Raw genomic sequence first — 22,813 nt, 5'->3', positions numbered from 1 at the left:
AATTTGTATCAATAAGTTTCTGTAAGATGGCTTTGCATACTTCGGTACGTTCCGCGACTTCTTGCTCAAGATCATTAGCGTGTTCTCCAAGAAATTCTGGGCTATTTTGAAGTTCCTGACGCACAATATTTCGCTCAATTGTCATACTCCTAAGATGCGGAAGGTTGGCAATTGTTTCACAAAATGGCCTTAGGTGCTTTTCCTGCTCCGAAATATCTCTTACAAAAACAACTTCTACTTGCTTATCTCCAATATTTGCCGGACTCAGCCGCATTCCCAGGGGAAATTGTGAACCATTTCGCTTTACGCCGAATAGATTTATATGTTCGACCATTTGCCATGGTTCTGTGTTCCTGGTATAAGATGATTTTTTGTCTTTTTGAACTTTTCTATTTTTTTGGGGAATACATACTTCCACTTTTTCCCCTATCAATTCCCCGGTGATGTAACCAAACAATTTACAGCTGGCGGGGTTAGCTTTCAGAATAAACCCGTCTTGATCTACTATCAAAATGGCTTCGATAGAAGATTCGAATATGGACTGATAGACCGGAATATCGGCTCTGATGTTATTCATTGATTTCTTTTAAATCATTTCGGTTATCCGAGGCTGCATAGCATAAATAATCGGATTAACCCGGTATATACCAACGAAGACCCTCTATTGAACAATGGTGAAAAATATGTCTTCTTAAATGGTTTATTAAATGTAGGCGAATGATCCGATTTGATATATGACATTTGTCATGAACACTACCTTAAAAGCGGACTAAATGATTATTAACATTAAAAAAACATTGTAACTGACCAAGGTCATTTCAGATATACTACTGCTAGTGTACTTTAGTCTTGAAATTAGTATTAATGTATAAAATATAGAAATCATGACAAACAACAGTGGAGTTTTACTAGCATTATTGACTGGTGCGGTCATTGGGGCAGGTGTAGGCATCCTATATGCCCCTGACGAAGGAAAGAAGACCAGAAAAAGAATTAAACGTAAGGTAGAGGATACCAGCCATGAAATAGCGGAACGTATTTCCCATGCAAAGGACGAACTGACTAAGTCTGCCAACGAACAAAAAGATAAATTCGAACTTAAATTGGAAGATGCCATTTCAACAATGAGCTATAAGGCTGATGACATTATCGCCACTTTAGAGCGTAAATTGGAAGACATCAAAAAGAAGAATGCCCAATTACAAAAATAACGGTATATGTCTTTTGAAGAAATGAAGAAGGATCTAATGGAGGCTGACACCGATATTAGATCCTATCTCGAAAATAGTGAGGAATATATCAGGCTAAAAATATTCAAGGTGCTGATGGGCCTAATTACCTCTGGTGCCCAATTTATGCTGGTCGGTGCCCTGGCTCTTTTAGCCTTGTTCATATTGTCCTTTGCTGCCTCTTTTGCCATTGGGGAGGCACTAGAGAGTACTTATTATGGCTTCATAATCATAGGTAGTGCCTATGTGGTTGTCGCAACTCTCTGCTATGTATTTAGGGAAAGACTCAATGGTCCCTTGCTACGTAAATTCTCTAAACAATATTTTGATTGAAATGGAAATACAATACCATTCTTTTTCGGAAATAGAAGAACGCCTTCGCATATTAAAGCTGCGACGTGAGATCGATAAGGAAAGTTTAAAGTTACATTTGAACCAGGCCAAGGCCAATTTTTATCCGATACACTTAATGGGTGGGGTTAGTGGCATTGTTCAAAAAATTGCTCTGACATTTGCGATAAAAAAACTATCCCAGCTATTCCGCAAAAAATTTATAGACAAACATGAGAAGCAGATTTCAAGAGGGATGGAATGATCACTGGTTAGGCCGAAATTACGCCATATACCCTATTCCATATGAATAGTATTGCTGCATATGAAAATTGCATATATAAGTATCAATTATCAAGTACGGACCCAATACATTGATTGTACAGATTTGTCCGATGCCTTGCACACGGCAGCCTGAAAGCATTAAACCTGCTTTCTTATTTCACTTTTTTAGTAATATTTACCCAGCTCACATGTACTTGGTTAGAAAGGAAAAGAAGTCTTTTTTAAGGACTGCGTAAATTTGGCGTTGCGTTTGAATGCGATCTCTAAATTTCATATGCTTTTTTACCAAAGCAATATCCATCGATTCATTTCCTATCTTGCTATGACCCGCTATGCTGGCTTCATGTTCTTCGATGGTTTCCTGTAGGTCCTCAATTACACCACCATGGAGAATAAATTCATTTTGGTAATGCTCCAATTGTTTTAGTACTTCCTTTTTAGTCCATCGAGTTATCAATTCACTTAACCGGTTATTGAAAGTTTTTAATTCATCTTTCCAAAAATCAAGTTCCGATTTCCAGTTTTGGTGTTCAAAATGACAGTTTTCATCGTACACCACTTCCGTTAATTTTTCCATGATGATTATGTTATATGATTTATTAGAATACAGTTATTTGTTTCTTGTAATACCCCAAAATTATACTAAGTGGATTTAGCATGAAATGATACAGGTCATTTACAATGTGGGTTTGGGGCATTTACTTTGTTATCTAAATAAGAAGTCATGGAAAACAAAGGTTTATTAAAGTCACTTTTGCCAATTGTAGTGTTATCAGTTTTTTTGGTATTGACCAGCTGTGGTCCGGTCATCATTTCATCACGCTACAATAATCCGCCACCTCCTTGGTTTTATCCTAATCGGATTGAATTGGTACGCTATGTATATTTTCCAGAATACAGTATCTATTATGATCTATCGGCAAGAACTTACCTGTACCTGGATGGGGGCGTTTGGGTACGTCGTGAGGTATTACCAGTACGCTACCAAAGAGTCGATTTAAGACGATCTCGATATGAGAGAATACGAAATTATAATGATGATAATATTAGGAACTACCATGAAGAGCACAATGCAAATCGGGGCAGGAGTAATCTAAACACTCCTAGAAATAACAGCAACACTAGAACAAGAAATCAATAATACTCATTTGGGAAATAACTTGAATAAAATGTCCGGGTAATTATTGTCTATTGCTATTACTATATCACAAATTTCATAATAGTTTGGGCATTATTGGAATAGGTTACGGTAACAGTACAGCTTTTAAATTGAGTATTTTAAATTTCAGCCGTATCACGAACAACCAAAAAGGGAATATGTATATGAAACCCGATCTGTTCAATATTTTGTTTGATCAGAATCCGTTCGAAAAAAGAATGGCTATGGTTCATCATTGCCAACAAGTCTATTTGGTGTTCCCCAATATACTCCAGAATAGCGCCGGGCATTGTTTTACCTACGACTTCCACCTCTGTAGTAGACGTATTTCTAAGATGTTTTAATACCAACTCTTTGTTTTCTATTTGGGCGTTGGGGAGATTGTGTTCTTCGTTTATATGCAGAACAGTAATTTTGGCCCCATGCATTTTCGCTGCTTCAATGATAGTGTATATTTCTTCTTTTTTATAGGGAGTTAAATAATCCGAAGGAAATAGTATGTTCTTGACCGGCTTGAATTTACAGCTTTCGGGAATTACCAAAACGGGCACCTTCGCCTTTCGGATTACAAAAACGGTGCTGGTACCCAAAAACAATTGTTTCACCCCGGCCGCCCCTTGTGTACCCATAACCACCATATCAATTTTCCTTTTTTCGGATAGCTCATTGATCTCGTCCGTTAAAGTGTTAAAAGCTGAAACGATTTCAAAAGTGTGTTTCGGATTGGGAAATTGTTCCTTCACATCTTCCAGGGTTTTTTCTAATCCTGCCACGGCAACATCCACTTCCATATCGGGAATGGCACTAAAAGCAGGGCCGCCCATCGCATAGTCCATGCGATAAAAGGCTGGGATATAAGTATGCAGAAAGTAGAACTTGCACTTTTCGTTCTTAAAAAATTCCATAGCATATGAAATTGCATTCCATGCGTTATCGGAAAAGTCTGTAGGAATCAGTATGTTTTTCATCTGGTCTATGTTACAATTCTATTACCAAAGATAATTGCAGAAAATTGCTTCTAAAATGACGAAGGTCATTTGGAAGTCGAGTAAAAACGTTCAAATTTATACTTCACTTAAGAACTATAGATTATGGCACTCAATTTCAATCAATACGCAGCAGAAGGAAACACCTTTATAAAGGAGTACGCAAAGCAAATGAACCTCGGAACTGATACTGACAAAGCAGGTCGCATTTTCATAGCTATTATGCACGCTCTTCGTGATATAATCCCGCCCGAAGAATCGTTACAACTTATCGCACAATTACCTATGTTTATCAAAGGCGTTTACATTCACGGATGGAAGATTAGAAAGAAAAAACCTAAGATTAAGCATATGGCAGAGTTCATTGATCTTGTCCGACAGCACGATGGCCCTGCCGCAGTGAATGATTTTGAATACAGTGACGAGGTTGCAGAGCGATATATCGATACTACATTTATCTATCTGAGAAAATATGTCTCTTTGGGAGAAATGGAAGACATCCGTGACGGATTGCCCAAGGATCTGAAAAGTATGATCTATTCTAATTTGATGTTTTAAAAAGCGATAGCGCGCATATCTGGGCTTATTGCGACTTATGAAGTTACCTTTGAAAAGATTTATTGAATATTCAATTTCTTTTCTTTAGTCTTGACTCTTGTTTCTCGCTTCCTTTTTCTCCTGCTTCTCCAACTTCCTAAAATACCCCCGAAATAAAAAATTGTGCTTTAGTGCCTCCATATTTTCATTGAACCGTTCCACACCCTGTTCTACATTTTGGATAGTACTTTGCAATTGGTCGACCAAAAGGGTATCCGTGGTCAAATAATTTAAGGCACCATTGTCTTTTGCCATAGTTGAGGACAGAGTATCCAAATTTTGTGTAATGGATTGGATCTTGATACTGGTGGCTTCCAGATTATCAATTATGGTCTTTAACTGTTTTCCCGAAAGGGAATCGTTCAGCAAAATACCCAGGGCACTATGTTCAACATCGATGTTCTTTACGATGCTGTTCAACTCTTGTATGGTAGTATTTGCTCCGCTACTTGCTTTCCTTAAGTTGGTTAATGTTTGTAGCATGTCTTTCGCCATTAGGGTATCGTTCAGCAATCTGCCTAAGGTACCTTTGCCATTGTTAAGTGATGCGGTTATTTTTAGAAGGTCTTCCGTAAGCAGTGCTGCATTTTCATTGGTAACGCTAAGTGTACTGAGCATATCTGCAGTTTGCGTGCGGCCAAGTGACTGAATTTCATCGCCCGATGTAACCAAGGGCGCCATACCATCCCCTGGAACTATATTGATAATCATGCTTCCAACAAGTCCATCGGTGGCGATTGCGGCAACGGCGTTTGTTTTGATATGGCGGCGCATGCTTTCCTCAATGACCATTCGTACCCGTATGGCAGTATCGTTTTTCATCTCGATGTCTGTTACGGTGCCAATGTTAATGCCCGCATAGCGCACATTGTTCCCTTTTTGCAGTCCGCTTACATTTTTAAAAGTTGTGAAAATGCTAATTGTGTCGCCGAAAAGATTTTGTTGGTTGCCTATGAGATAGGCCGCGATCAACAACAATGCGGTTCCTATGATGACAAAAATCCCCAGTCTTATTTTTTCCAATGCTGTCTTTTCCATAGCTTAAATATTAGTAATCTATTTTCTAGATGAACCCTTCTCTTGTTGGCACCTCCCAGTAAGATAATAGGAAGGACCCATGCTAAACAATGTTTGTTTATTGTGGACTTTGGAACAATCCGCTAGCCTTCTAATATACGTATCATATTTTTCGTCCTTTTACTATTTTTTTCTCATCTTTTTCTTTTCCCTATTTCTTAAAAAATGCTTCTACCTTGGGGTCCGTAAATTTTACGAGCTCTTTATAAGTACCCTCGGCATAGTTGGTGCCATTGACCAACAGGATCATTCGCTCCGAAATGACACGGGCACAGTCCATATCATGAGTGATGATAAGGGAAGAGGTCTCATATTTCTTCTGGATGTTGCGCATTAATTCAATAATTTCCTTGGATGTTATAGGATCTAAACCACTCGTTGGCTCGTCATATATAATGATCTTTGGCCGCAATATGAGTGTGCGAGCCAGTGCCACTCGTCGTTTCATACCGCCGGAAAGCTCTTCTGGCATTAGATCCATCGTATGGGCAAGGCCGACACTATCGAGGGCTTCCAACACCAGGGGAGTGGTATCAGTAACGTCGCCCAGCTTTTCTTTGTGTCTGCGCATGGGAAATTCCAGATTTTCGCGTACCGTCATAGAATCGTACAAGGCACTTCCCTGAAACAAAAATCCTATCTCCGAACGAAGCACATCCAAGGTCTCGCGATCTAGTGTTTCTATTTCCTTCCCCATAACAGAAATGTAACCGCTATCTGGTTGTATCAACCCCACTAAACATTTTATCATTACTGATTTACCTGAACCAGACTTTCCCATGATCACAAGGTTCTCTCCCTTGTGAAGTTTCATATTGAAGCCTTTGAGCACATGGTTATCTCCAAAACTTTTATGGAGGTCTCTGATTTCCAACATAATTTCCCTTGTCTCCGTCTTATGCCCTTCAGTTGCTATGTCGTTTTCTTTTTTCATTATAGATCATAAAAAATATCCGAAATAAAAACCGCTATAAAATCGATAATAAACAGGAACATCGACGTAAAAACTACCGCGGTGTTGGCCGCAATACCGACACCTGCTGTTCCTTTCTTGCTGTGATAGCCTTTAAAACAGCCCACAAGGCCAATGGCAAAACCGAAGAAAAAGGATTTTACCGTAGCGGGTATTAGATCACCATAGGTGAGCGCATCGAAAACCGTATTGAAATAGAGCTGAAAGGAAACATCTCCTTTATAATATTCCACCAAAGCCGAACCATATAGTGCAACGCCATCGCCCAAAAGGACTAAAAGCGGCAGCATTAAGGTGGCAGCCAAAATACGGGTAACCACCAGATATTTAAAAGGATTTGTGCCGGAGACCTCCATCGCATCGATTTGTTCCGTGACCCTCATGGAACCCAGTTCGGCCCCAATACCTGAGGCGATTCGTCCTGCACAGACCAGAGCCGTAATGACGGGACCGAGTTCTCGCACAATCGAAATGCCTACCATATTGGGCATCATGGAGACGGCACCAAATTGGATCATGGTTGGACGCGATTGTAGATCCAGTACTAATCCGATTATAAAACCAGTAACCAGGACCAGTACGAGCGAACGGTTACCCATTTGATAACATTGGCGTAAGAGTTCTTTATATTCAAAGGGACGTTTAACGGCTTCCTTAAAAAAACGGCCCGCGAAATAGGTAAGTTCCCCGATTTCGATCAGGAATTGACGTAATTTTTTGGGTAGAAGAAATACCTGTGCCATATTACGATTTTTGGAACGTGTCCAACCTCTAAATTAGCAACTAAAAAGTCTAACCCAAATGACATTAGTCATCTAAAATAGTAATAGCTTTTTTTCTGGCAGACTGATTTCCCTCATTTCCAATAGAAATAGATTCGTTTACTTTTGGGAATAGAACTGAGAACCCATGCAAACTACTTTTGAACTTCAAACTAATATTTCAGATATAAATAAAAAGCTAATCGTGGAAAACCTTCACACCTTGGAAAATATCTGGAATGTCTCCGTTGATACGAATCTGGCCAAGGTTTCTTTCGAATATATGACTTGGGCAGATTTGGAACTAGTGCGCAGGGAGCTGCACGAACTGGGATACTTCAGTATCAACGACACCCATCGGTTCGACGATCCTGAAAAACCCAATCGGCTTTATTAGATAAGAACTGATTGAAAATTATGCTCATAGTATTAATAAAACCAAAACTGAATAGGCCTATCTTATTTGGATAGACCTATCCAGTTCTTCAACTATGGTTGGCTATTTCACTTTAGGCCATTTCCGCTTCTTTTTCGCGACGTCTGTTTTTAGCCAGTTTCTCGATCAAGTCTGGTACTTTTTCAAAGGCAGCGGCAAGACCTTGGGTTTTACCAGCGGCAAGAAAAGAAATCTCATCTTCTTTGCTAACTAAAAAACCAATAGGTTCAATACCAACACCTGCCCCCGCACCGGCGCCTTGGCCATGACCAGTTTTAGGCTGTGAGCCTTCGCCACCGCCAGAACCAAATCCCATACCAACTTTTATAACGGGTACGCATTTAAATTCACCTAATTCAAACTGTTTGCCGATAACGGTTTCTGTTTTTGCTTCGGATTGGATAAATTCCGTGATTTTTCCTAATAATTCTTCAAAATGTAGTTCCATGATACTATTTTTTAAGGGTTAATGAATGATTTAATAATATGTATTGGCCTGTTTTGTATAAGCAGTACGAATTGTTTTCTTCCTTCAAAATTGATATGGAAACCTCCATGGTAATAGTTAAAAAATGAGAATACAGGATATAATTTTGCATTCGAGATACAATTGCCCGTATCTATATCCACGAAGAATCTTTTTATTTTGAAAGACTTCAAAACGCGTAAAATTTTTCTAACAGGTACTTTCTTTCTACGCTTTTTCACTGTTGACTTTTCTAATTTTTTAGTCTTGGCAACCCCGATCTTTTTTAACGGATAGAAGTAAAAATCTCTAAAAAAAGTTCTTAACCTTATCCTTATAATCTCCTCGGTATCCTTTTCCACACTGGCTCTAGCCAATCCTTTTAATTGCAAGTAGTACTGATTGCTGGTAGTATCGATATAGATTTCAACAGGCACCAGAAGTACACCTATTATCAGTAAAATGAGCAGAATTAGAATTCCGGAAATGACCATTACATAGATTTTCTACAAAGGAAATTGAAAAGGGGATGAGCCACAATGACCGCCATCATTCTGACGATTATTTTCTGGTCTTTACAATCAAATAATTCCATATAAGTTGGTCCAAATCGGTTCGCATACGATTCTTGAAAGCTTTTCGGATTGCGGGTAAAAATCCCGTATGTTATATTTAAATAGTACAAAATAAAAAACCCAAGATTTTCATCCTGGGTTTTTTATCATCAAAAAGTAGCGAGAGGGAGACTTGAACTCCCGACCTCAGGGTTATGAATCCTGCGCTCTAACCGCCTGAGCTACCTCGCCAAAGGTTTTGTAAGCGGCTGCAAATATAAAGTTTAATTTCCGCTACATCAAAACTAGGCTGTCAAAAAATATTTATGAGAGATAATTTTTTTATCATTTAGAAATATATATATTGTCTGAAGTAAAAAATACCCTGAATGTCAGATAAGATTAAGTTTGAATTAGAATTTGTTATACAGTCATCACCACAATTGCTATATCAATACCTCTCCACTCCATCGGGGCTTTCAGAATGGTTTGCAGATAATGTCAATTCGCGGGGAGAACTTTTTAATTTCATATGGGATGGCTCTGAAGAAGAAGCTAAACTCTTAAAAAGAAAGAGCGATGAATTTATTCGTTTTGCATGGGAGGACTCTGAAGATGGCATCTATTTCGAAATGAAGATCATTGTTGATGAAATTACCAGTGATGTTTCCTTATTTATCACTGATTTCGCAGATGAAGACGAAGTGGATGAGGCAAAAATGCTCTGGGACAATCAGGTTTCCAGCCTTAAACAGGTCCTTGGTTCCAAATAAGAATTTATTAAAGAAGCAGTATCTTTGGCCTTGAAAATTTCAAGGCTTTTTTTATGATCAATTACGATGGGGAGTTGCTTTCAGAGACATCTAAATTCTTTAATGCAACTAACCGTGGATTTTCCCATGGAGACGCCCTGGTAGAGACCCTGCGTATTGCTCCCAAAAAGATCTACTTTTGGGAGGATCATTATCTTAGATTAATGGCCTCCATGCGAATATTGCGGATGGAGATCCCCATGAACTTTACTATGGAGTATTTGGAGGATCAAATCCTAAATACAATAAAGGAATCGGGATTAGAAGATACCTCGGTAATTCTGCGGTTATATGTTTTCAGAAAGAAAGCAGTGCAAGGTTCAGATCATAAGAATGAAGTATCGTTTGTTATTTCTCCGGAAGAAGAAACCGCCCCCTTTTATAATACCCATAACAACTCTTATGTGATAGACCTTTATAAAGACCATTACGTCCAGGCCGGGATGATCTCTAATCTGTCTACTGTAAATAGTGTACTTAAAACTATTGGTAGGATTTATGCCTCTGAGAATAGTTATGAGGATTGTATTCTATTGAATGACAGTAAGAATGTTGTTCAAACCCTCAAGGGGAATATCTTTTTAGTGAATCAAAACCAGATCATAACACCACCGTTATCAGACGGGTGCAAGAATGGGGTCTTGCGAAAAAAAATAATTGAATTACTCAGTAAACTTCCGGAATATTCTTTGGAAGAGGCATCTATCTCTCCATTTGCACTTCAAAAGGCCGATGAATTATTAATAACAAACATTAAATACGGGATTCAATCTGTTACTCAGTACAGAAAGGCAACTTATAAGACCGAGGTTGCTAAAGCACTATTGGGTAAGTTGAATGCGATGGCACGACTTAATTAAGGCTTGGATTTTCCGGGGCATTGGACCAAAGAAGATAGTCACCTCCCAACTCCATCATTTTCTCTTTCCAAAAAGAATTGGACGATTTCTCAATGATCTCGCTATTGTAGAGATTTTTTACAACTATCCACGATTTAGAATCGAGTTCCTGGTCTAATTGAAGTGAGGACCAGCCAGAGTATCCTAGAAAAAAACGAATATCCCTGGGAGTAATTACCCCTTTGTTGATCAGTGTAATAGTGGCATCAAAATCGCCACCCCAAAATATTCCATCTGAGATCTCCACACTTTCATTGATCAAATGAGGGACCTTATGGATAAAATATAAATTATCCTGTTCTACCGGCCCGCCATTAAAAACAGGGAAAGGAATAAGGATTTCACTTACAAGATCACTGATATCGTAGTCCAGAGGCTTATTTAAAATAAATCCTACGGAACCTTCCTCATTGTGTTCGGCGATCAAAACAACCGACCTATTAAAGGAGACATCCCCTGTTAATGAGGGTTCAGCGATCAATAGCTTTCCTTTCTTAGGTTTAAGACTTGTCATAAGGGCACTTCCTTTTTTCTAAAGTAAAATAAAACTACCTAACTACAAAAAAAATAATAGCAACAAAAAAAGCACTTCTTTATGGGAAGTGCTTTCGATATATTATTTAGAACAAAAATTAGTTAACAGAGCCGCTCAAATCAGAACCTGCTTTGAATTTAACTACATTTTTTGCTTTAATTTGGATAGTTTTTCCAGTAGAAGGGTTTCTTCCTTCTCTCGCACTTCTTCTAGATACTGACCAAGATCCGAAACCTACTAAAGATACACGGTTACCTTTTTTAAGTGCTTTTTGAACATTTCCTAAGAAAGATTCCAAAGATTTTTTAGCGGCTGCTTTTGTGATGCCAGCCTCAGCTGCCATTGCATCGATTAATTCTGTTTTGTTCATAATTTAAGTAAATTAATTGTTGTTAAACATTTTAAAGCTCAAACAAATTTATACGGATTTGCCGTTAACACAAGTAAAATCAAGCGAAATCGGGGTTTTTGTTGATAACTTGAGGGGTTTGTTGATAAAGTGGCAATTTTTTGACGATTTCATTGAGCCCAGTATACATGGGACTTCACAGAACATGCGCATTTTTGTCCAATTTCAATCCGTTTAACACATCTGCAACCCCCATTTTTCGTTTCCCAGGGAGTTGAATTTCTTCCAACGAAATATAGCCCCCATTTACGGCAACTTTAATACTCTTCTTATCGATTAATAGCTTACCCGGAGATAAGGAGTGTTCCACTTCAGTATAGGAAGCCTTGTATACTTTGAGATAAAAAGACTCAGTATTATTGATGAGCGTGGTCCAGGCAACAGGGTAGGGGCTTAGACCCCTGATCTGATCATAAATGGCTTTCACGGGCCTATCCCATTTGATCTCACTATTCTCTTTCGAAAGCTTAGGAGCTTCTTTTATAGCATCTACTTGCTTTTGATCAATTGTTGTTACTTCACCTTTTTCAATGTGTTGTACAGTTTTTATCACAAGCTCGGCACCCAGAGTCATCAATTTGTCATAAAGTGTACCGGCCGAATCTTCCTTCCTGATGAAGCATTCTGTCTGAGCAATGATGGCACCCGTATCAATCTTCTCATCAATAAAGAAGGTAGTAACACCCGTTCTCTCCTCCCCATTGATGATAGCCCAATTAATTGGAGCTGCGCCCCGGTAGTCCGGTAACAAGGAAGCATGAAGATTAAAAGTTCCATACTCCGGCATCTGCCACACAACTTTTGGCAACATTCTAAAGGCAACCACGATCTGTAAATTTGCTTCCAATTGTTTTAATTCTTCAAGGAAAGCTTCACTCTTTAGATTGGTGGGTTGTAATACCTTTATGTCTTGGGATACTGCGTATTCTTTCACAGCCGACTGCCTCATTGCCTGGCCTCTTCCGGCCGGCCTGTCTGGAGCAGTGATGACCCCAACTACATTATATGTATGTTCTATGAGGGCTCTCAAACTTGCCACCGCAAAATCTGGGGTGCCCATAAAAATGATCCTTAGTGATCTCATTTACTTACTGTATATTCATTATTAGATGTGATGGCGATCTTACCTTCTTCGAGAAGGAACTGCAATTCCTTTAATATTACCTTCCTTTCCTGCCCCAGAGATTCTACAATTGCTTGGGAGGAGACCGACCGTTTTTCGAGAAGGGCAAGAATATCCGAATCTAAGGTTTTTAACTCACCAGAACTCTTTTTTATGTTTTCAAGGCAAACATCGCATTTACCGCAAGCACGACCATCTTTTTCTCCAAAATAGTTCAATAACTGTATGGTTCTGCATTCATTCCTATTTTTTACGTAGTTGAGCATCGCGTTAACATTATCGATCTTAAGATGATTGAGATCTCTGATCTTATGCGCAAAGACATTGATGGCCCTATCATCTTCTCTTGGAACAAGAAAGGTTAGTTCCATATCCTGTTTTATGTGATTAAATGTTATTATTCCATCTATTTCAGCTTTTTTAAGTGTTGTAAAAACAGCACTTTCGGCTACTTCAGATTTTTTGGCGAGCAGTAATGTATTGATCTTTGTATCAAATTCAAAAACCCCGCCGTAGGTCCTTAAAAGAACTTGTAAAATATGAGCTTCTTTTGGGTGTTTTTCCAAATAAGAAAAGATGGCATTTTTTGAAGCAAGGAATTGGACCGATGTTTTATTCGAAAAATTTTGAGAAAGTGCAATCACCGAATGTTGATCTAAAAGTCGCATACCATTATAAACAAGGGATGCGTTGAGGTCATAGGTATCGCAAAAATGGTTGAAATTAAATGGAAAATTCTCTTCGTCTAAAATCCCATAAGGGATTTGAAAATAATTGTTCAGCTTATTATACAGGAGTTTTATAAAGGCAACATCGGGTAGAACCTTTATGAATTGATTCAACAACCGCTGTTCATCGCTGGTACTGATTAGCAATACTGCTTCTGCCTTTGCTCCATTTCTTCCTGCCCTCCCTGCTTCCTGAAAATAATTCTCTACACTCTCCGGCATTTCATAATGGATGACACGCACCACATCGGGTTTATCAATTCCCATTCCAAAGGCACTGGTGGCTACCATGATTCGTTTTTTATTGCCTAACCAGTCCTGTAATTTATTTTCTTTTTCATCTCGAGGTATTCCTCCGTGAAAATGAATTGCACTGATACCTTTTTTATTGAGTAATAAGGCAAGTTCTTCAGATTTGCGTCTGCTCCGTACATAGACAATGCCACTTGCATCATCCAACTGACACATTTGTATGAGTCGTTGATTCTTGTTTTCCTGATATGAAACTTTGTAGATCAGGTTTTTTCTATAAAACGAATCCTTAATCAGCAGGGGTGATTTCAATGCAAGGTTAGCAACTATATCTTTTGTGACTCGATCGGTCGCGGTTGCAGTTACGGCAATACACGGCACTCCTGGGTGCAGCTTTCGCAGGATAGAACATTCTAAATAGGCAGGTCTGAAGTCGATCCCCCATTGGGAGATACAATGAGCCTCATCAATGGCGATAAGAGTAACGTTCATTTGGCCTATCCTGTCTTGAACTATCTCCTGTTGAAGTCGCTCCGGAGATAAGTACAAGAACTTGTATCCTCCATATAAACAGTTATCTAAAAGGTTATTTGTTTCTTCAAAAGAGATGCCACCGGTTAAAGCAACTGCTTTTATATCTCTGGACCTAAGTTGACTCACCTGGTCTCTAATTAGAGCAATTAACGGAGAAACCACAACACATATACCTTCGGTCATCAAGGGAGGAATTTGATAACAAACAGATTTTCCTCCTCCTGTTGGGAGAAGCGCCAACACATCCTTTCCCTTAAGCACAGACTCAATGATCTGCTTCTGGGATCCTTTAAATGAGGAAAAGCCCCAGAATTTTTTTAATATACCATCAGCTGTCTCTTTCACAATGCCGCGCCTACCTTCGTTATAATAAATTCTGTACGCTCTTCCACACTACCTTTGGGAACCATGATAGAAGGGTATTGAAATTCTTCATACATGGCCAGTAATTCAGAATGAATGTCCTTAGCTTCCTTAAAGGTTTCCAGGCGTTCTTCATCTGTTGCATAAATGGCTTCCCAGGGTGGTAATACAATCACTTTGTCATACCGGTGTTCCCGGCATAATTCGATAAAATCTTTTGGATAGGGTTGATCAAAATAGCGCATATACGCAAGTACATCCGGAATACCCCTGTCATAGAATATGATCTTGTTCTTATAGTTGCTGCCTTCTTTGAAATGATGTAGCCTTGCCTCCAATAAATGCTGATTGAAACGAAAAGGATCGTCTACAAATGCCAATGGGTTGGTAACAAAATTATTGGGATCTCCCTGCTTTTTGGCTTCCAGAGTTAGATCTCTGATCACTTCATGAAAGCAGAAATATCCTTTTTCTTCCAGGTTTTTGATCACCGAAGTCTTTCCTGTACCTGGTCCACCCGTTATTACAATTCGTTTTGGCATCTAATTAATGTACTTCTTTAACAAAAGTAAACAATACGCACATGGGTAAGAAATAAGTTGATTCCCTTTATATTTGTAAAAAAATTTTGCATGAATAAAGACAGTACAGATGAATTTTACCAGCGGTTAAAAGAAGAATTGTTACGCACAACTTCCTGGCCTTCAGATTACTTGTATAAATTCATTGTTCCTACTGATGCTGAGAAGATAAAAGTCATTCAGAGTGTTTTTGACAATACAGGGGCGGTTATTGAGTCGAAAAAATCAAGCAAAGGAAAATATACCAGCTTGTCAGTAACGGTACACCTTTTAGATCCCGAAGCCGTAATTGGCTATTACAAGGAAGTGGCTAAGGTAGAGGGGGTAATATCCCTATAAAATAGTTATTCTCCTATAATTTTCTTAATTTGCACCCGTTAAGTAGTTACTTCCAAGCACATACAACAACTGTAAATTAATCACTTTGAATTTAGTAGAAAACTTAGAATACAATACTGAGCGTTCACACCTCATTATTCCGGAATACGGTCGTCATTTCCAAAAAATGGTAGACCATGCTGTTTCCATTGCCGATAAAGAGGAACGCAATAAGGTTGCTCAGGCCATTATATCCGTAATGGGCAATTTACAACCACATTTGCGCGATGTTCCTGATTTTCAGCATAAATTATGGGATCAGTTGTTTATTATGTCCGATTTTAAATTAGACGTAGATTCTCCATTTCCTATTACGAGTAAGGAAATGCTGCAGGCACGTCCCGAACCTTTAGAATACCCACAGAACTTCCCGAAATATCGTTTTTACGGAAACAATATTAAGCGAATGATAGATGTGGCCATTAAATGGGAAAAAGGGGATATGCGCGACGGACTAGAATACGCGATCGCAAATCACATGAAAAAATGTTATCTGAATTGGAATAAAGATACCGTAGATGATAAGGCTATTTTTAAGCACTTATTAGAATTAAGCGACGGCAAAATAGACCTTGCTTCCGATGGTGAAAGCCTTACAGATAGTGGGCAATTCCTAAAACAGCGGGTTACAAAGACCAGCAGGTCAAGTGGGTCCAACAAAAAAGGTGGACGCAGCAGTAACAGAGGAAAGAAACGATATTAATCTTCTGAATAGTAGATGGGTACATTCCAAATAGAAGGCGGTCACAAACTACACGGTGAGATTACGCCACAAGGTGCGAAAAACGAAGCTTTACAAATATTATGTGCGGTATTACTTACCGCTGATAAGGTTTCCATTCACAACATACCGGATATTGTTGATGTCAACAAATTAATATCCCTGTTAGAAGATCTGGGAGTCAAGATCCAGAAAAAAGGCAAGGGTTCTTATACCTTCATGGCCGATGATGTGAATCTGGATTATTTATTATCCGATCAGTTTAAGCAAGATGGAAGAGGGCTAAGAGGTTCCATTATGTTAGTGGGGCCATTGCTTGCCAGGTTTGGAAAAGGATATATTCCAAAACCAGGAGGCGACAAAATAGGACGCCGCCGCCTGGACACTCACTTTGAAGGATTCATAAAACTTGGCGCCAGCTTTAGGTACAATAAAGAAGAGCATTTCTACGGCGTAGAGGCTAAAAAGCTCAAAGGGACCTATATGCTTTTAGATGAGGCTTCCGTTACCGGAACGGCCAATATCGTAATGGCATCTGTACTTGCCGAAGGAACAACTACCATATATAATGCAGCATGTGAGCCCTACCTGCAACAACTTTGTAGGATGTTGAACAGGATGGGAGCAAAGATAAGCGGTATAGGATCTAACCTTTTGGTCATTGAAGGTGTTTCTGAACTAAGTGGTACAGAGCACACTATGCTTCCTGATATGATAGAGATCGGTAGCTGGATTGGCCTTGCTGCTATGACCAAAAGCGAGTTAACAATTAAGAATGTAAGCTGGGATAATCTGGGACAGATACCTACTGTTTTTAGAAAATTGGGCATTACCATTGAAAGGAAAGGAGATGATATTTTTATTCCTGCTCATACTAATGGCTATAAGATCCATAATTATATAGACGGCTCCATATTAACAATATCAGACGCACCATGGCCGGGTCTTACACCCGATCTTTTGAGCATTATGCTGGTAGTTGCTACACAAGCAAAGGGCGAGGTCCTTATTCATCAAAAAATGTTTGAAAGCCGATTGTTTTTTGTAGATAAACTTATAGATATGGGCGCCAAGATCATATTATGTGATCCTCACAGGGCAACCGTCATTGGGCACGATTTTAAATCGACCTTAAAATCGACCGTAATGGTTTCTCCCGATATCCGTGCAGGCGTTTCTCTATTGATCGCTGCCTTATCTGCCAAAGGAACTTCTACCATCCATAACATTGAACAGATAGATAGGGGATACGAAGATATAGATACACGCTTGCGTGCTATAGGGGCTAAGATCACTCGAGTTTAAGACAGATTTATTAATACACCACTGTTTTGGCAATAGATTATTCCAAGATCGCGCTTCATAATAATACCAAAGACAGCCAGAAAAGATTTGAACTTCATCTGGAGGGAGGCGTTGCCTACACGGAGTACATGATCAACAAACTCGGGGTCATCTATCTCACCCATACAGAAGTTCCGGCAGCTATGGAAGGTAAGGGGGTAGGGAGTGCACTCATTCAAAAAGTACTACATCATATTCGGGAAGAAGGGCTTAAAATGGCACCACTGTGTCCTTTTGTAGCAGTTTATTTAAAACGTCATCCTGAAGAAGCTAAAGATCTGCTCGCTCCTGGTTTTCATATTGGTCAATAAGCAAAATTTATTATCAAATTCCACAAAAAGAGTAAGGTCCAGATGAGTGTTCTGCTCCAATTATAATTTACCAATTGTAAAAGTGACTTTTCAGTATAAGTACCGCTTGAGATCTCCTTATGTCTGGGCACAAAAATCGTAAATGTGAGTAGCCAGGCCATAAGTACAAGGATAAAGGAGCCAATACTAAAGAATGTTTTTCCTTCCTGCAATAAAGCTCCGTACAGCATTAATTGCCCCAGCATCAATGGAAGTACTATAAAGGTTATACGCGGTGTATATTTTTTATGCCAACGAATAAGATCATCCTTCACATAGTATAGAAAGCTGGGATAGATAACCAGTTGTACGAGCCATATCAGAATGACAAGACCAAAATCTAATAGTAATCTCAGGGAATCTGAATTCATTTATTTTACTACAAGGGTACCGTCCGGATATTTAGCAAATCGACCTCTATTGCTTTCATGGACATTGTCCGGATGGGGCCAGGGCCATCCTCCAAACTGTGTAAGTCTGTATTCTTCCATAGCCTGTTGTATCTCTTCATTTGTATTCATAACAAAAGGACCATACTTGGCTACCGGCTCTTCAATGGGTTTACCCTGTAACATTAGAAAGTGGGCTGTTTCCAAACCATTATTGGTTACTGTAACTTCCTTATAGTTTAGTACTATTCCATTGTTGGGTTTTATCTTATTGCTGTCAATAACACAAGAGTCACCTTCGTAAAAATAGAGTGTTCTATGAACATCTGAGGGGATTGCAGGAAAAGTAAAACTAGCGCCCGGCTCCAGATGAAGATTCCATATCGCTACCATATTTTCTTTAGCAGCGGCCCATGAATCGGGGGCTGGGAGGGGAGCTGCGGTATTTTTATAATCGCCCGAAATGATCTTAAGGGTAACGCCATTCATTTTTTCAATGGGGATATCCTCGTGCCAAAGCATTTTAAAGTGTGGATCTGCCATCTTGTTTGATCTAGGCAGGTTTAACCAGATCTGAAAGAGCTCCAGTGGATTCTCTTTCTCCTTTTCTAATAAAGGAAACATTTCCGAATGTTGCACGCCTCTGCCTGCGGTCATCCACTGCACATCTCCCTGACCAAAACGGCCTGCAGCACCCAATGAATCGGAATGATCACAGAATCCCTTATTCACTATCGTAATGGTTTCAAAACCACGATGAGGATGGTAGGGAAAACCAGGAATCGTTTGCCCGTGATACATTCGCCAGCCTTGAGCGTTAGGGGCAAAATCGTTCCCAAGATTGCGGCCTTCTAATGAGGCGGCAGGTCCCATTTCATCGTTTCCTTTGGGATAATGATCCAGGTGATAGACACAAAATAAAAAAGGATCTTCAGTGGCCCAGGGAAAACCAAGCGGGACTATTTTTTTAATAGAATTAGACATACACGCATATTTGTCGCCAAAAATAAGAATTGCTCGGTTTCCTATGTCTTATAGATATGTTAACGCGCAGCACTTTAGTACTGATAATACTACTCCTCCGCGTTGTTGACCTCTACCCAGTTTCCTTCGGGATCTTGAAGATAGATCTGTTGAACACCATCTTCTCTGTAAGAAATGGCACCCGGAGTTCCCGGCCAGTCCCAGAAAGGGATATCTTCATTGTTAAGATAGCTTATAAAAGCAGGAAGATCTGCCGTTGAGAGACAAAGATGAACACTTTTGTTCTTTTCCCTGGGCACCTCATCTTTCCGTATCAAATGCAACTGGGAGCTGCCATCGATGGAAAACCATCGAAAACCTTCGGCATTGGAAGGATGAGGAATATCTTGTAAACCCAATACTTCTTGATAGAAGTTGCCTGTTTTTGACAAATCTTCCACGATCATGGAGAAATGGTCTATTTTGAATGTAAAAGACTGTGCCCCCCCGTAGAAACCTGTACTAAGGAAAGATAGAAGCAGTAAATAAGGTAAAGTGGTTCTTCTTAATATCATTGTGGTGCTCTTTTAATGGTTGTTTTGATAGGATACAAAGGCAAATTTTTTGGAGTCTGGCGACCAGGAAGGTACATTGATGGTACCCTGTCCTCCGGTAAAAGAGCAGAGTGTTTTGATGGTCTTATCTTGTAAGTTGTACAAGCGAAGCGAAACCTCCTTTAAAGCGGGATGATTTTGTCCCTGATCTTTCAAATATGATAAAAAAGCAAGGTATTTTCCATCCGGGGATGGATGAGGAAACCAATTGGAAAAGGTGTCATTGGTTAGCTGTTCTTTGTTGGTGCCGTCAGCTCGCATTCGCCATAGCTCCATTACACCAGATTGAAAGGAATTATAGTAGATATATGCTCCATCCGGACTGTATTCAGGCCCATCATCTAATCCCGGAGCATTAGTTAATTGCACCTCGGTAGTATCGTTCAAAGCAATTTGATAGATGTCATAGGTGCTATTGCGCAAGGCGGTGTACACCACCTTCTTCCCATCAGGGGACCAACCATGCCAGTAGGAGGGCATTTTCTCAGTAATGAGTTTGGGATCTCCGCCCTGAACAGGCAGGACATAGATCCGGGACGTACCTCCCGTAACTCCTTCGATGAGATCGTTATTGCTGATGGCTAAAAAGGCACCATCGGGAGAAATTCCGTGATCATTATTACACTGCGCAGCAAAACCAGTAGGGATCAGCTCCTTGTCTGTTCCATTACCCGATATTTTGTAGAGTAATCCGTCTTGATTTATAATGAAATAACTTCCATCCGTACTCCAGTTAGGTGCTTCAAAATGACCATTTTCCTCTCTTATCAGACTTCTTTTATTTGTTGTAATATCGAAGGTCTCAAGTCTGGATATCATAGTGTTGCTTTGTGAATAGCCCCATACAAAAGAGGAGAATAATAGAATATTTAGGAAGTATATTCTCATATTATCAGCTATTTTATAGTTAAACCTATTGTTTAAATAAGAGTCGGGGTGCTATGCATCTTTAAACCCTGCCGCTCTATGGCTGCCATCGCAATAAGGCTTATTTCCGGAGGCGCCACAACGACAAAAGGCTGTAGGTTTTGATTTGGTCTCCTTTGACCCGTTTGCTAATGTGATCTCTAATTCGCCGTGAACCATTAATGGTCCGTTAGGCAATACTTCTACTTTCTTACTCATATGATTATTAGATTTATTTTGTTCTTGGAATCCTTCTGCAAGTCGATAGGACAATGCGCCGGAAGGACATAGGTCTATTTGTGATTTAAGATCTTCAGCCGAGGCATTTCCGGGGACGATCCAGGGTTTTTCTGTCGGTTTGTAAACACCAGGCAGCGTTTTTACACAAACCTCGGAGTGGATGCACTTTCTGGGTTTCCAAATCACTGTGATCCCTTCTGTGTTATACTCCTTACTGATCTCTTTTTCAGCCATGTAATTATTCTTTTTGCATTAATTGGTCTATTTTTTTTTGAATTTTATCCGCTTCTGCGTATTTACTGTCTCCGGCACTTCGGTTGACCTTTGATAGATCGAAGGCCTCTTTCATGACCGATTTATACTGCTCTTCTAATTTTTCTAGGGGTGATTTTTTCTTAAATAATCCAAACATAGCTGTGTTTTTTATTAGTTATTATCAATTGGAGGCGGCCCTTCGGGAACAATTGCCTCATATTTTTCATTTCCTTTTCGTTCTATGTATTCAGCCTTTACTTTTTCAACCAATTTTGGGTTTTCAAAAAGATCTGTCATCGTCATGCCTAATGCTTTTGCCGCTTGTAGCATCCCTTTGTGACCAATGCTCATGCCGCCACAGGCAACAACGGCCCATGAGTGCCATGGAGTGTCTTTAGGGGCCACAGTAACTCTCAGGTTTATATTGGGTACATTCCAACTCACATCTCCTACATCAGTAGATCCTCCGCCCGGATTTTCTTTGGTTTTTTCGAGTGGGGAAATACTACTATCCATACCTACTTGTGGTTTGCCGGTTTCTTCCTGTATCTTACGGCCAAACATCATTTCATCTTCTGTATAGGATATTGGACCTAAGAGCTCAAGATTTTTTTGCATGATCTCCCCACCAGAACGGTTTACAAGTACTTCATAGATGCCAGAGATCAATGATATTTTATAATCCACATTAGCCAGGATAGCGGCACCTTCTGCCATGGCCATTACTCGTTCATAAATGGGCATCATGCCACTTCGTTTAGTATCTCGTACCCGTACCCAAAGTCTTGAATAATCAGGAACAACATTTACCACTTGTCCTCCATCCTGTATATGATAGTGAATTCTCACTGTTGGCTTAATATGCTCTCGGTAGTAGTTAATTCCGGCTGTATAAAGTTCCAGGGCATCCGATGCGCTTCGGCCATTCCAGGGATCGGCAGAAGCATGCGCAGCCTGTCCGAAAAACTCAACCTTAAAATCCACCAGGGCCAGCGTGCTTTGAACATCTGCTTCAGTGGTTGCACTGGGATGCCAGCTTAAATTTATATCCACGTCATCCCATAGTCCGGCTTTAACCATCCAGATCTTCCCAAAATACTTTTCTTCGGAAGGGGTCCCAAAGAATTTGACAGTTCCTTTTAAATTACCTGCTTCTATCAACTCTTTTACAGCAATAGCTGCTCCAAGGCTGGCCGTACCAAATAGATTGTGGCCACATCCATGTCCGGCAGCACCCTCATTTAATGGAGATTTTGTTGGCTGGGCCTTTTGAGAGATTCCTGGTAAGGCATCAAATTCTCCCAGCACACTGATCACGGGTTTACCAGAACCATAGGTAGCTATGAATGCTGTGGGCATGCCGGCAACCCCTCTATCGACAGTAAATCCATTAGCCTCAGCATAATCAGCGAGGATACGGGAAGAATCATCTTCTTCGAAAGCCGTTTCTGCAAGGGCCCAAATAGAATCACTTATCTTGATCAATTTAGCCTGATGTTGATCAATAGAAGAAAGGACGGCCTTTTTACTGGCGGTCATCTTCTGGGCGTTAACCGGGATGAAA

General features: G+C 39.8%; 31 protein-coding genes and 1 tRNA gene. 11 read left to right on the top strand and 21 right to left on the bottom strand.

The features are described from left to right. The coding region (locus Q0X72_RS07255; protein ID WP_297763440.1) for a PAS domain S-box protein at positions 1-577 on the bottom strand (577 nt) is incomplete at its 3' end. A gap of 307 nt (positions 578-884) precedes the next feature. Between Q0X72_RS07255 and Q0X72_RS07250 the strand changes: the two genes are divergently transcribed. Genes Q0X72_RS07250 through Q0X72_RS07240 form a run of 3 tightly spaced genes read left to right on the top strand, consistent with a single transcriptional unit; the run spans position 885 to position 1,824 of the window. After that, positions 885-1,211 carry a YtxH domain-containing protein gene (locus Q0X72_RS07250; protein ID WP_297763437.1) on the top strand — a complete coding sequence of 109 codons (327 nt, stop codon included), beginning with the start codon at positions 885-887 and terminating at the stop codon, positions 1,209-1,211. A 6-nt stretch (positions 1,212-1,217) separates the two neighbouring features. Continuing rightward, the gene (locus Q0X72_RS07245) at positions 1,218-1,562 is read left to right on the top strand and encodes a hypothetical protein (RefSeq protein WP_297763434.1); all 345 of its coding nucleotides are present in this window, start codon (positions 1,218-1,220) and stop codon (positions 1,560-1,562) included. Between the two features lies 1 nt (position 1,563). Then, positions 1,564-1,824: a DUF6327 family protein gene (locus tag Q0X72_RS07240; protein WP_297763431.1), complete on the top strand. Its 261-nt coding sequence runs from the start codon at positions 1,564-1,566 to the stop codon at positions 1,822-1,824. A gap of 204 nt (positions 1,825-2,028) precedes the next feature. Here Q0X72_RS07240 and Q0X72_RS07235 read toward each other — a convergent pair whose 3' ends face one another. Together Q0X72_RS07235 and Q0X72_RS07230 are read right to left on the bottom strand one after the other, a co-directional pair. Further along, positions 2,029-2,421 carry a hypothetical protein gene (locus Q0X72_RS07235; protein ID WP_297763428.1) on the bottom strand — a complete coding sequence of 131 codons (393 nt, stop codon included), beginning with the start codon at positions 2,419-2,421 and terminating at the stop codon, positions 2,029-2,031. A gap of 701 nt (positions 2,422-3,122) precedes the next feature. After that, on the bottom strand, positions 3,123-3,971 hold the full coding sequence (locus Q0X72_RS07230; RefSeq protein WP_297763424.1) for a universal stress protein: 849 nt from the start codon (positions 3,969-3,971) through the stop codon (positions 3,123-3,125). Positions 3,972-4,094: 123 nt separating this feature from the next. Between Q0X72_RS07230 and Q0X72_RS07225 the strand changes: the two genes are divergently transcribed. After that, positions 4,095-4,547 carry a DUF2267 domain-containing protein gene (locus Q0X72_RS07225; RefSeq protein ID WP_297763422.1) on the top strand — a complete coding sequence of 151 codons (453 nt, stop codon included), beginning with the start codon at positions 4,095-4,097 and terminating at the stop codon, positions 4,545-4,547. Positions 4,548-4,631: 84 nt separating this feature from the next. Here Q0X72_RS07225 and Q0X72_RS07220 read toward each other — a convergent pair whose 3' ends face one another. The 3 genes from Q0X72_RS07220 to Q0X72_RS07210 all read right to left on the bottom strand — a co-directional run bounded on the left by Q0X72_RS07220 (position 4,632) and on the right by Q0X72_RS07210 (position 7,379). Next, positions 4,632-5,624, bottom strand: a complete 993-nt coding sequence (locus Q0X72_RS07220) for an MlaD family protein (RefSeq protein ID WP_297763419.1) — start codon at positions 5,622-5,624, stop codon at positions 4,632-4,634. A 190-nt stretch (positions 5,625-5,814) separates the two neighbouring features. Further along, positions 5,815-6,597, bottom strand: coding sequence for an ABC transporter ATP-binding protein (locus Q0X72_RS07215; protein ID WP_297763415.1), 783 nt, complete (start codon positions 6,595-6,597; stop codon positions 5,815-5,817). Then, positions 6,597-7,379 carry an ABC transporter permease gene (locus tag Q0X72_RS07210; protein ID WP_297763412.1) on the bottom strand — a complete coding sequence of 261 codons (783 nt, stop codon included), beginning with the start codon at positions 7,377-7,379 and terminating at the stop codon, positions 6,597-6,599. Before Q0X72_RS07210 ends, Q0X72_RS07215 begins: the two co-directional genes overlap by 1 nt. A gap of 166 nt (positions 7,380-7,545) precedes the next feature. Between Q0X72_RS07210 and Q0X72_RS07205 the strand changes: the two genes are divergently transcribed. Next, positions 7,546-7,794 (top strand): hypothetical protein, encoded by a 249-nt coding sequence (locus Q0X72_RS07205; protein WP_297763410.1) that lies wholly within the window; start codon positions 7,546-7,548, stop codon positions 7,792-7,794. Positions 7,795-7,906: 112 nt separating this feature from the next. Here Q0X72_RS07205 and Q0X72_RS07200 read toward each other — a convergent pair whose 3' ends face one another. From Q0X72_RS07200 to Q0X72_RS07190, 3 genes are all read right to left on the bottom strand, one after another. Further along, a complete protein-coding gene (locus tag Q0X72_RS07200; RefSeq protein WP_297763408.1) occupies positions 7,907-8,281 on the bottom strand; it encodes a GerW family sporulation protein in 375 nt (124 codons plus the stop codon). An 11-nt stretch (positions 8,282-8,292) separates the two neighbouring features. Beyond that, positions 8,293-8,691, bottom strand: a complete 399-nt coding sequence (locus tag Q0X72_RS07195; protein ID WP_297763406.1) for a hypothetical protein — start codon at positions 8,689-8,691, stop codon at positions 8,293-8,295. Between the two features lie 340 nt (positions 8,692-9,031). Further along, positions 9,032-9,105 (bottom strand) — tRNA-Met (locus tag Q0X72_RS07190). 137 nt (positions 9,106-9,242) lie between these two features. Here Q0X72_RS07190 and Q0X72_RS07185 point away from each other — a divergent pair. Further along, positions 9,243-9,626, top strand: coding sequence for an START-like domain-containing protein (locus Q0X72_RS07185; RefSeq protein WP_297763405.1), 384 nt, complete (start codon positions 9,243-9,245; stop codon positions 9,624-9,626). 53 nt (positions 9,627-9,679) lie between these two features. Continuing rightward, positions 9,680-10,525 carry an aminotransferase class IV gene (locus Q0X72_RS07180; RefSeq protein WP_297763402.1) on the top strand — a complete coding sequence of 282 codons (846 nt, stop codon included), beginning with the start codon at positions 9,680-9,682 and terminating at the stop codon, positions 10,523-10,525. Here the strand turns inward: Q0X72_RS07180 and Q0X72_RS07175 are convergent. The 5 genes from Q0X72_RS07175 to Q0X72_RS07155 form a co-directional block, all read right to left on the bottom strand. Continuing rightward, positions 10,518-11,078: a YqgE/AlgH family protein gene (locus tag Q0X72_RS07175; RefSeq protein ID WP_297763399.1), complete on the bottom strand. Its 561-nt coding sequence runs from the start codon at positions 11,076-11,078 to the stop codon at positions 10,518-10,520. The genes Q0X72_RS07180 and Q0X72_RS07175 overlap by 8 nt on opposite strands. Positions 11,079-11,196: 118 nt before the next feature. Beyond that, positions 11,197-11,469, bottom strand: coding sequence for an HU family DNA-binding protein (locus Q0X72_RS07170; RefSeq protein ID WP_297763396.1), 273 nt, complete (start codon positions 11,467-11,469; stop codon positions 11,197-11,199). Positions 11,470-11,644: 175 nt separating this feature from the next. After that, complete coding sequence (gene fmt, locus Q0X72_RS07165; protein ID WP_297763394.1) at positions 11,645-12,592, bottom strand: methionyl-tRNA formyltransferase; 948 nt, start codon at positions 12,590-12,592, stop codon at positions 11,645-11,647. Continuing rightward, on the bottom strand, positions 12,589-14,490 hold the full coding sequence (locus tag Q0X72_RS07160; protein WP_297763391.1) for an ATP-dependent DNA helicase RecQ: 1,902 nt from the start codon (positions 14,488-14,490) through the stop codon (positions 12,589-12,591). Before Q0X72_RS07160 ends, fmt begins: the two co-directional genes overlap by 4 nt. Beyond that, positions 14,487-15,050: an ATP-binding protein gene (locus tag Q0X72_RS07155; protein ID WP_297763388.1), complete on the bottom strand. Its 564-nt coding sequence runs from the start codon at positions 15,048-15,050 to the stop codon at positions 14,487-14,489. The genes Q0X72_RS07160 and Q0X72_RS07155 overlap by 4 nt, the downstream gene beginning before the upstream one ends. A 90-nt stretch (positions 15,051-15,140) precedes the next feature. On the opposite strand from Q0X72_RS07155, the gene Q0X72_RS07150 reads away from it, so the two are divergent. From Q0X72_RS07150 to Q0X72_RS07135, 4 genes are all read left to right on the top strand, one after another. Next, positions 15,141-15,428 carry a DUF493 family protein gene (locus tag Q0X72_RS07150; protein WP_297763385.1) on the top strand — a complete coding sequence of 96 codons (288 nt, stop codon included), beginning with the start codon at positions 15,141-15,143 and terminating at the stop codon, positions 15,426-15,428. An 85-nt stretch (positions 15,429-15,513) separates the two neighbouring features. Further along, entirely contained in the window at positions 15,514-16,170 is a 657-nt protein-coding gene (locus Q0X72_RS07145) for a DUF4290 domain-containing protein (protein ID WP_297763382.1), read from the top strand. A 15-nt stretch (positions 16,171-16,185) separates the two neighbouring features. Further along, positions 16,186-17,493: a UDP-N-acetylglucosamine 1-carboxyvinyltransferase gene (gene murA / locus Q0X72_RS07140; RefSeq protein WP_297763379.1), complete on the top strand. Its 1,308-nt coding sequence runs from the start codon at positions 16,186-16,188 to the stop codon at positions 17,491-17,493. 26 nt (positions 17,494-17,519) lie between these two features. Then, positions 17,520-17,843 carry a GNAT family N-acetyltransferase gene (locus tag Q0X72_RS07135; RefSeq protein WP_297763377.1) on the top strand — a complete coding sequence of 108 codons (324 nt, stop codon included), beginning with the start codon at positions 17,520-17,522 and terminating at the stop codon, positions 17,841-17,843. Here the strand turns inward: Q0X72_RS07135 and Q0X72_RS07130 are convergent. The 7 genes from Q0X72_RS07130 to Q0X72_RS07100 form a co-directional block, all read right to left on the bottom strand. Then, on the bottom strand, positions 17,837-18,253 hold the full coding sequence (locus Q0X72_RS07130; protein WP_297763375.1) for a hypothetical protein: 417 nt from the start codon (positions 18,251-18,253) through the stop codon (positions 17,837-17,839). The two genes, Q0X72_RS07135 and Q0X72_RS07130, sit on opposite strands and share 7 nt — an antisense overlap. Continuing rightward, positions 18,254-19,255 (bottom strand): pirin family protein, encoded by a 1,002-nt coding sequence (locus tag Q0X72_RS07125; protein ID WP_297763373.1) that lies wholly within the window; start codon positions 19,253-19,255, stop codon positions 18,254-18,256. An 89-nt stretch (positions 19,256-19,344) separates the two neighbouring features. Further along, complete coding sequence (locus Q0X72_RS07120; protein ID WP_297763371.1) at positions 19,345-19,809, bottom strand: VOC family protein; 465 nt, start codon at positions 19,807-19,809, stop codon at positions 19,345-19,347. 12 nt (positions 19,810-19,821) lie between these two features. Next, a complete protein-coding gene (locus Q0X72_RS07115; protein WP_297763368.1) occupies positions 19,822-20,667 on the bottom strand; it encodes a transporter in 846 nt (281 codons plus the stop codon). Between the two features lie 120 nt (positions 20,668-20,787). Further along, a complete protein-coding gene (locus Q0X72_RS07110) occupies positions 20,788-21,228 on the bottom strand; it encodes a (4Fe-4S)-binding protein (protein ID WP_297763366.1) in 441 nt (146 codons plus the stop codon). Between the two features lie 4 nt (positions 21,229-21,232). Then, entirely contained in the window at positions 21,233-21,406 is a 174-nt protein-coding gene (locus Q0X72_RS07105) for a Lacal_2735 family protein (RefSeq protein WP_297763364.1), read from the bottom strand. A 14-nt stretch (positions 21,407-21,420) separates the two neighbouring features. Next, the gene (locus Q0X72_RS07100) at positions 21,421-22,809 is read right to left on the bottom strand and encodes an amidohydrolase (protein ID WP_297763443.1); all 1,389 of its coding nucleotides are present in this window, start codon (positions 22,807-22,809) and stop codon (positions 21,421-21,423) included. Between the last annotated feature and the right edge of the window lie 4 nt (positions 22,810-22,813).

The sequence above is a fragment of the uncultured Muriicola sp. genome (assembly GCF_947258935.1).
GTDB lineage: Bacteria > Bacteroidota > Bacteroidia > Flavobacteriales > Flavobacteriaceae > Muriicola.
Note: the sequence above shows the minus strand (reverse complement) of the source record. Positions and strands in the feature narration are given on the sequence as shown.

Excerpts from the sequence above, each read along its gene's own strand:
- fmt (WP_297763394.1), bottom strand. The coding sequence starts at position 12,592 with ATGAGATCACTAAGGATCATTTTTATGGGCACCCCAGATTTTGCGGTG.
- Q0X72_RS07120 (WP_297763371.1), bottom strand. The coding sequence starts at position 19,809 with ATGATATTAAGAAGAACCACTTTACCTTATTTACTGCTTCTATCTTTC.
- Q0X72_RS07205 (WP_297763410.1), top strand. The coding sequence starts at position 7,546 with ATGCAAACTACTTTTGAACTTCAAACTAATATTTCAGATATAAATAAA.
- Q0X72_RS07240 (WP_297763431.1), top strand. The coding sequence starts at position 1,564 with ATGGAAATACAATACCATTCTTTTTCGGAAATAGAAGAACGCCTTCGC.
- Q0X72_RS07175 (WP_297763399.1), bottom strand. The coding sequence starts at position 11,078 with ATGACAAGTCTTAAACCTAAGAAAGGAAAGCTATTGATCGCTGAACCC.
- Q0X72_RS07125 (WP_297763373.1), bottom strand. The coding sequence starts at position 19,255 with ATGTCTAATTCTATTAAAAAAATAGTCCCGCTTGGTTTTCCCTGGGCC.
- murA (WP_297763379.1), top strand. The coding sequence starts at position 16,186 with ATGGGTACATTCCAAATAGAAGGCGGTCACAAACTACACGGTGAGATT.
- Q0X72_RS07185 (WP_297763405.1), top strand. The coding sequence starts at position 9,243 with ATGTCAGATAAGATTAAGTTTGAATTAGAATTTGTTATACAGTCATCA.
- Q0X72_RS07245 (WP_297763434.1), top strand. The coding sequence starts at position 1,218 with ATGTCTTTTGAAGAAATGAAGAAGGATCTAATGGAGGCTGACACCGAT.
- Q0X72_RS07110 (WP_297763366.1), bottom strand. The coding sequence starts at position 21,228 with ATGGCTGAAAAAGAGATCAGTAAGGAGTATAACACAGAAGGGATCACA.
- Q0X72_RS07155 (WP_297763388.1), bottom strand. The coding sequence starts at position 15,050 with ATGCCAAAACGAATTGTAATAACGGGTGGACCAGGTACAGGAAAGACT.
- Q0X72_RS07115 (WP_297763368.1), bottom strand. The coding sequence starts at position 20,667 with ATGATATCCAGACTTGAGACCTTCGATATTACAACAAATAAAAGAAGT.
- Q0X72_RS07225 (WP_297763422.1), top strand. The coding sequence starts at position 4,095 with ATGGCACTCAATTTCAATCAATACGCAGCAGAAGGAAACACCTTTATA.
- Q0X72_RS07235 (WP_297763428.1), bottom strand. The coding sequence starts at position 2,421 with ATGGAAAAATTAACGGAAGTGGTGTACGATGAAAACTGTCATTTTGAA.
- Q0X72_RS07215 (WP_297763415.1), bottom strand. The coding sequence starts at position 6,597 with ATGAAAAAAGAAAACGACATAGCAACTGAAGGGCATAAGACGGAGACA.
- Q0X72_RS07105 (WP_297763364.1), bottom strand. The coding sequence starts at position 21,406 with ATGTTTGGATTATTTAAGAAAAAATCACCCCTAGAAAAATTAGAAGAG.
- Q0X72_RS07250 (WP_297763437.1), top strand. The coding sequence starts at position 885 with ATGACAAACAACAGTGGAGTTTTACTAGCATTATTGACTGGTGCGGTC.
- Q0X72_RS07180 (WP_297763402.1), top strand. The coding sequence starts at position 9,680 with ATGATCAATTACGATGGGGAGTTGCTTTCAGAGACATCTAAATTCTTT.
- Q0X72_RS07130 (WP_297763375.1), bottom strand. The coding sequence starts at position 18,253 with ATGAATTCAGATTCCCTGAGATTACTATTAGATTTTGGTCTTGTCATT.
- Q0X72_RS07170 (WP_297763396.1), bottom strand. The coding sequence starts at position 11,469 with ATGAACAAAACAGAATTAATCGATGCAATGGCAGCTGAGGCTGGCATC.
- Q0X72_RS07230 (WP_297763424.1), bottom strand. The coding sequence starts at position 3,971 with ATGAAAAACATACTGATTCCTACAGACTTTTCCGATAACGCATGGAAT.
- Q0X72_RS07150 (WP_297763385.1), top strand. The coding sequence starts at position 15,141 with ATGAATAAAGACAGTACAGATGAATTTTACCAGCGGTTAAAAGAAGAA.
- Q0X72_RS07200 (WP_297763408.1), bottom strand. The coding sequence starts at position 8,281 with ATGGAACTACATTTTGAAGAATTATTAGGAAAAATCACGGAATTTATC.
- Q0X72_RS07210 (WP_297763412.1), bottom strand. The coding sequence starts at position 7,379 with ATGGCACAGGTATTTCTTCTACCCAAAAAATTACGTCAATTCCTGATC.
- Q0X72_RS07220 (WP_297763419.1), bottom strand. The coding sequence starts at position 5,624 with ATGGAAAAGACAGCATTGGAAAAAATAAGACTGGGGATTTTTGTCATC.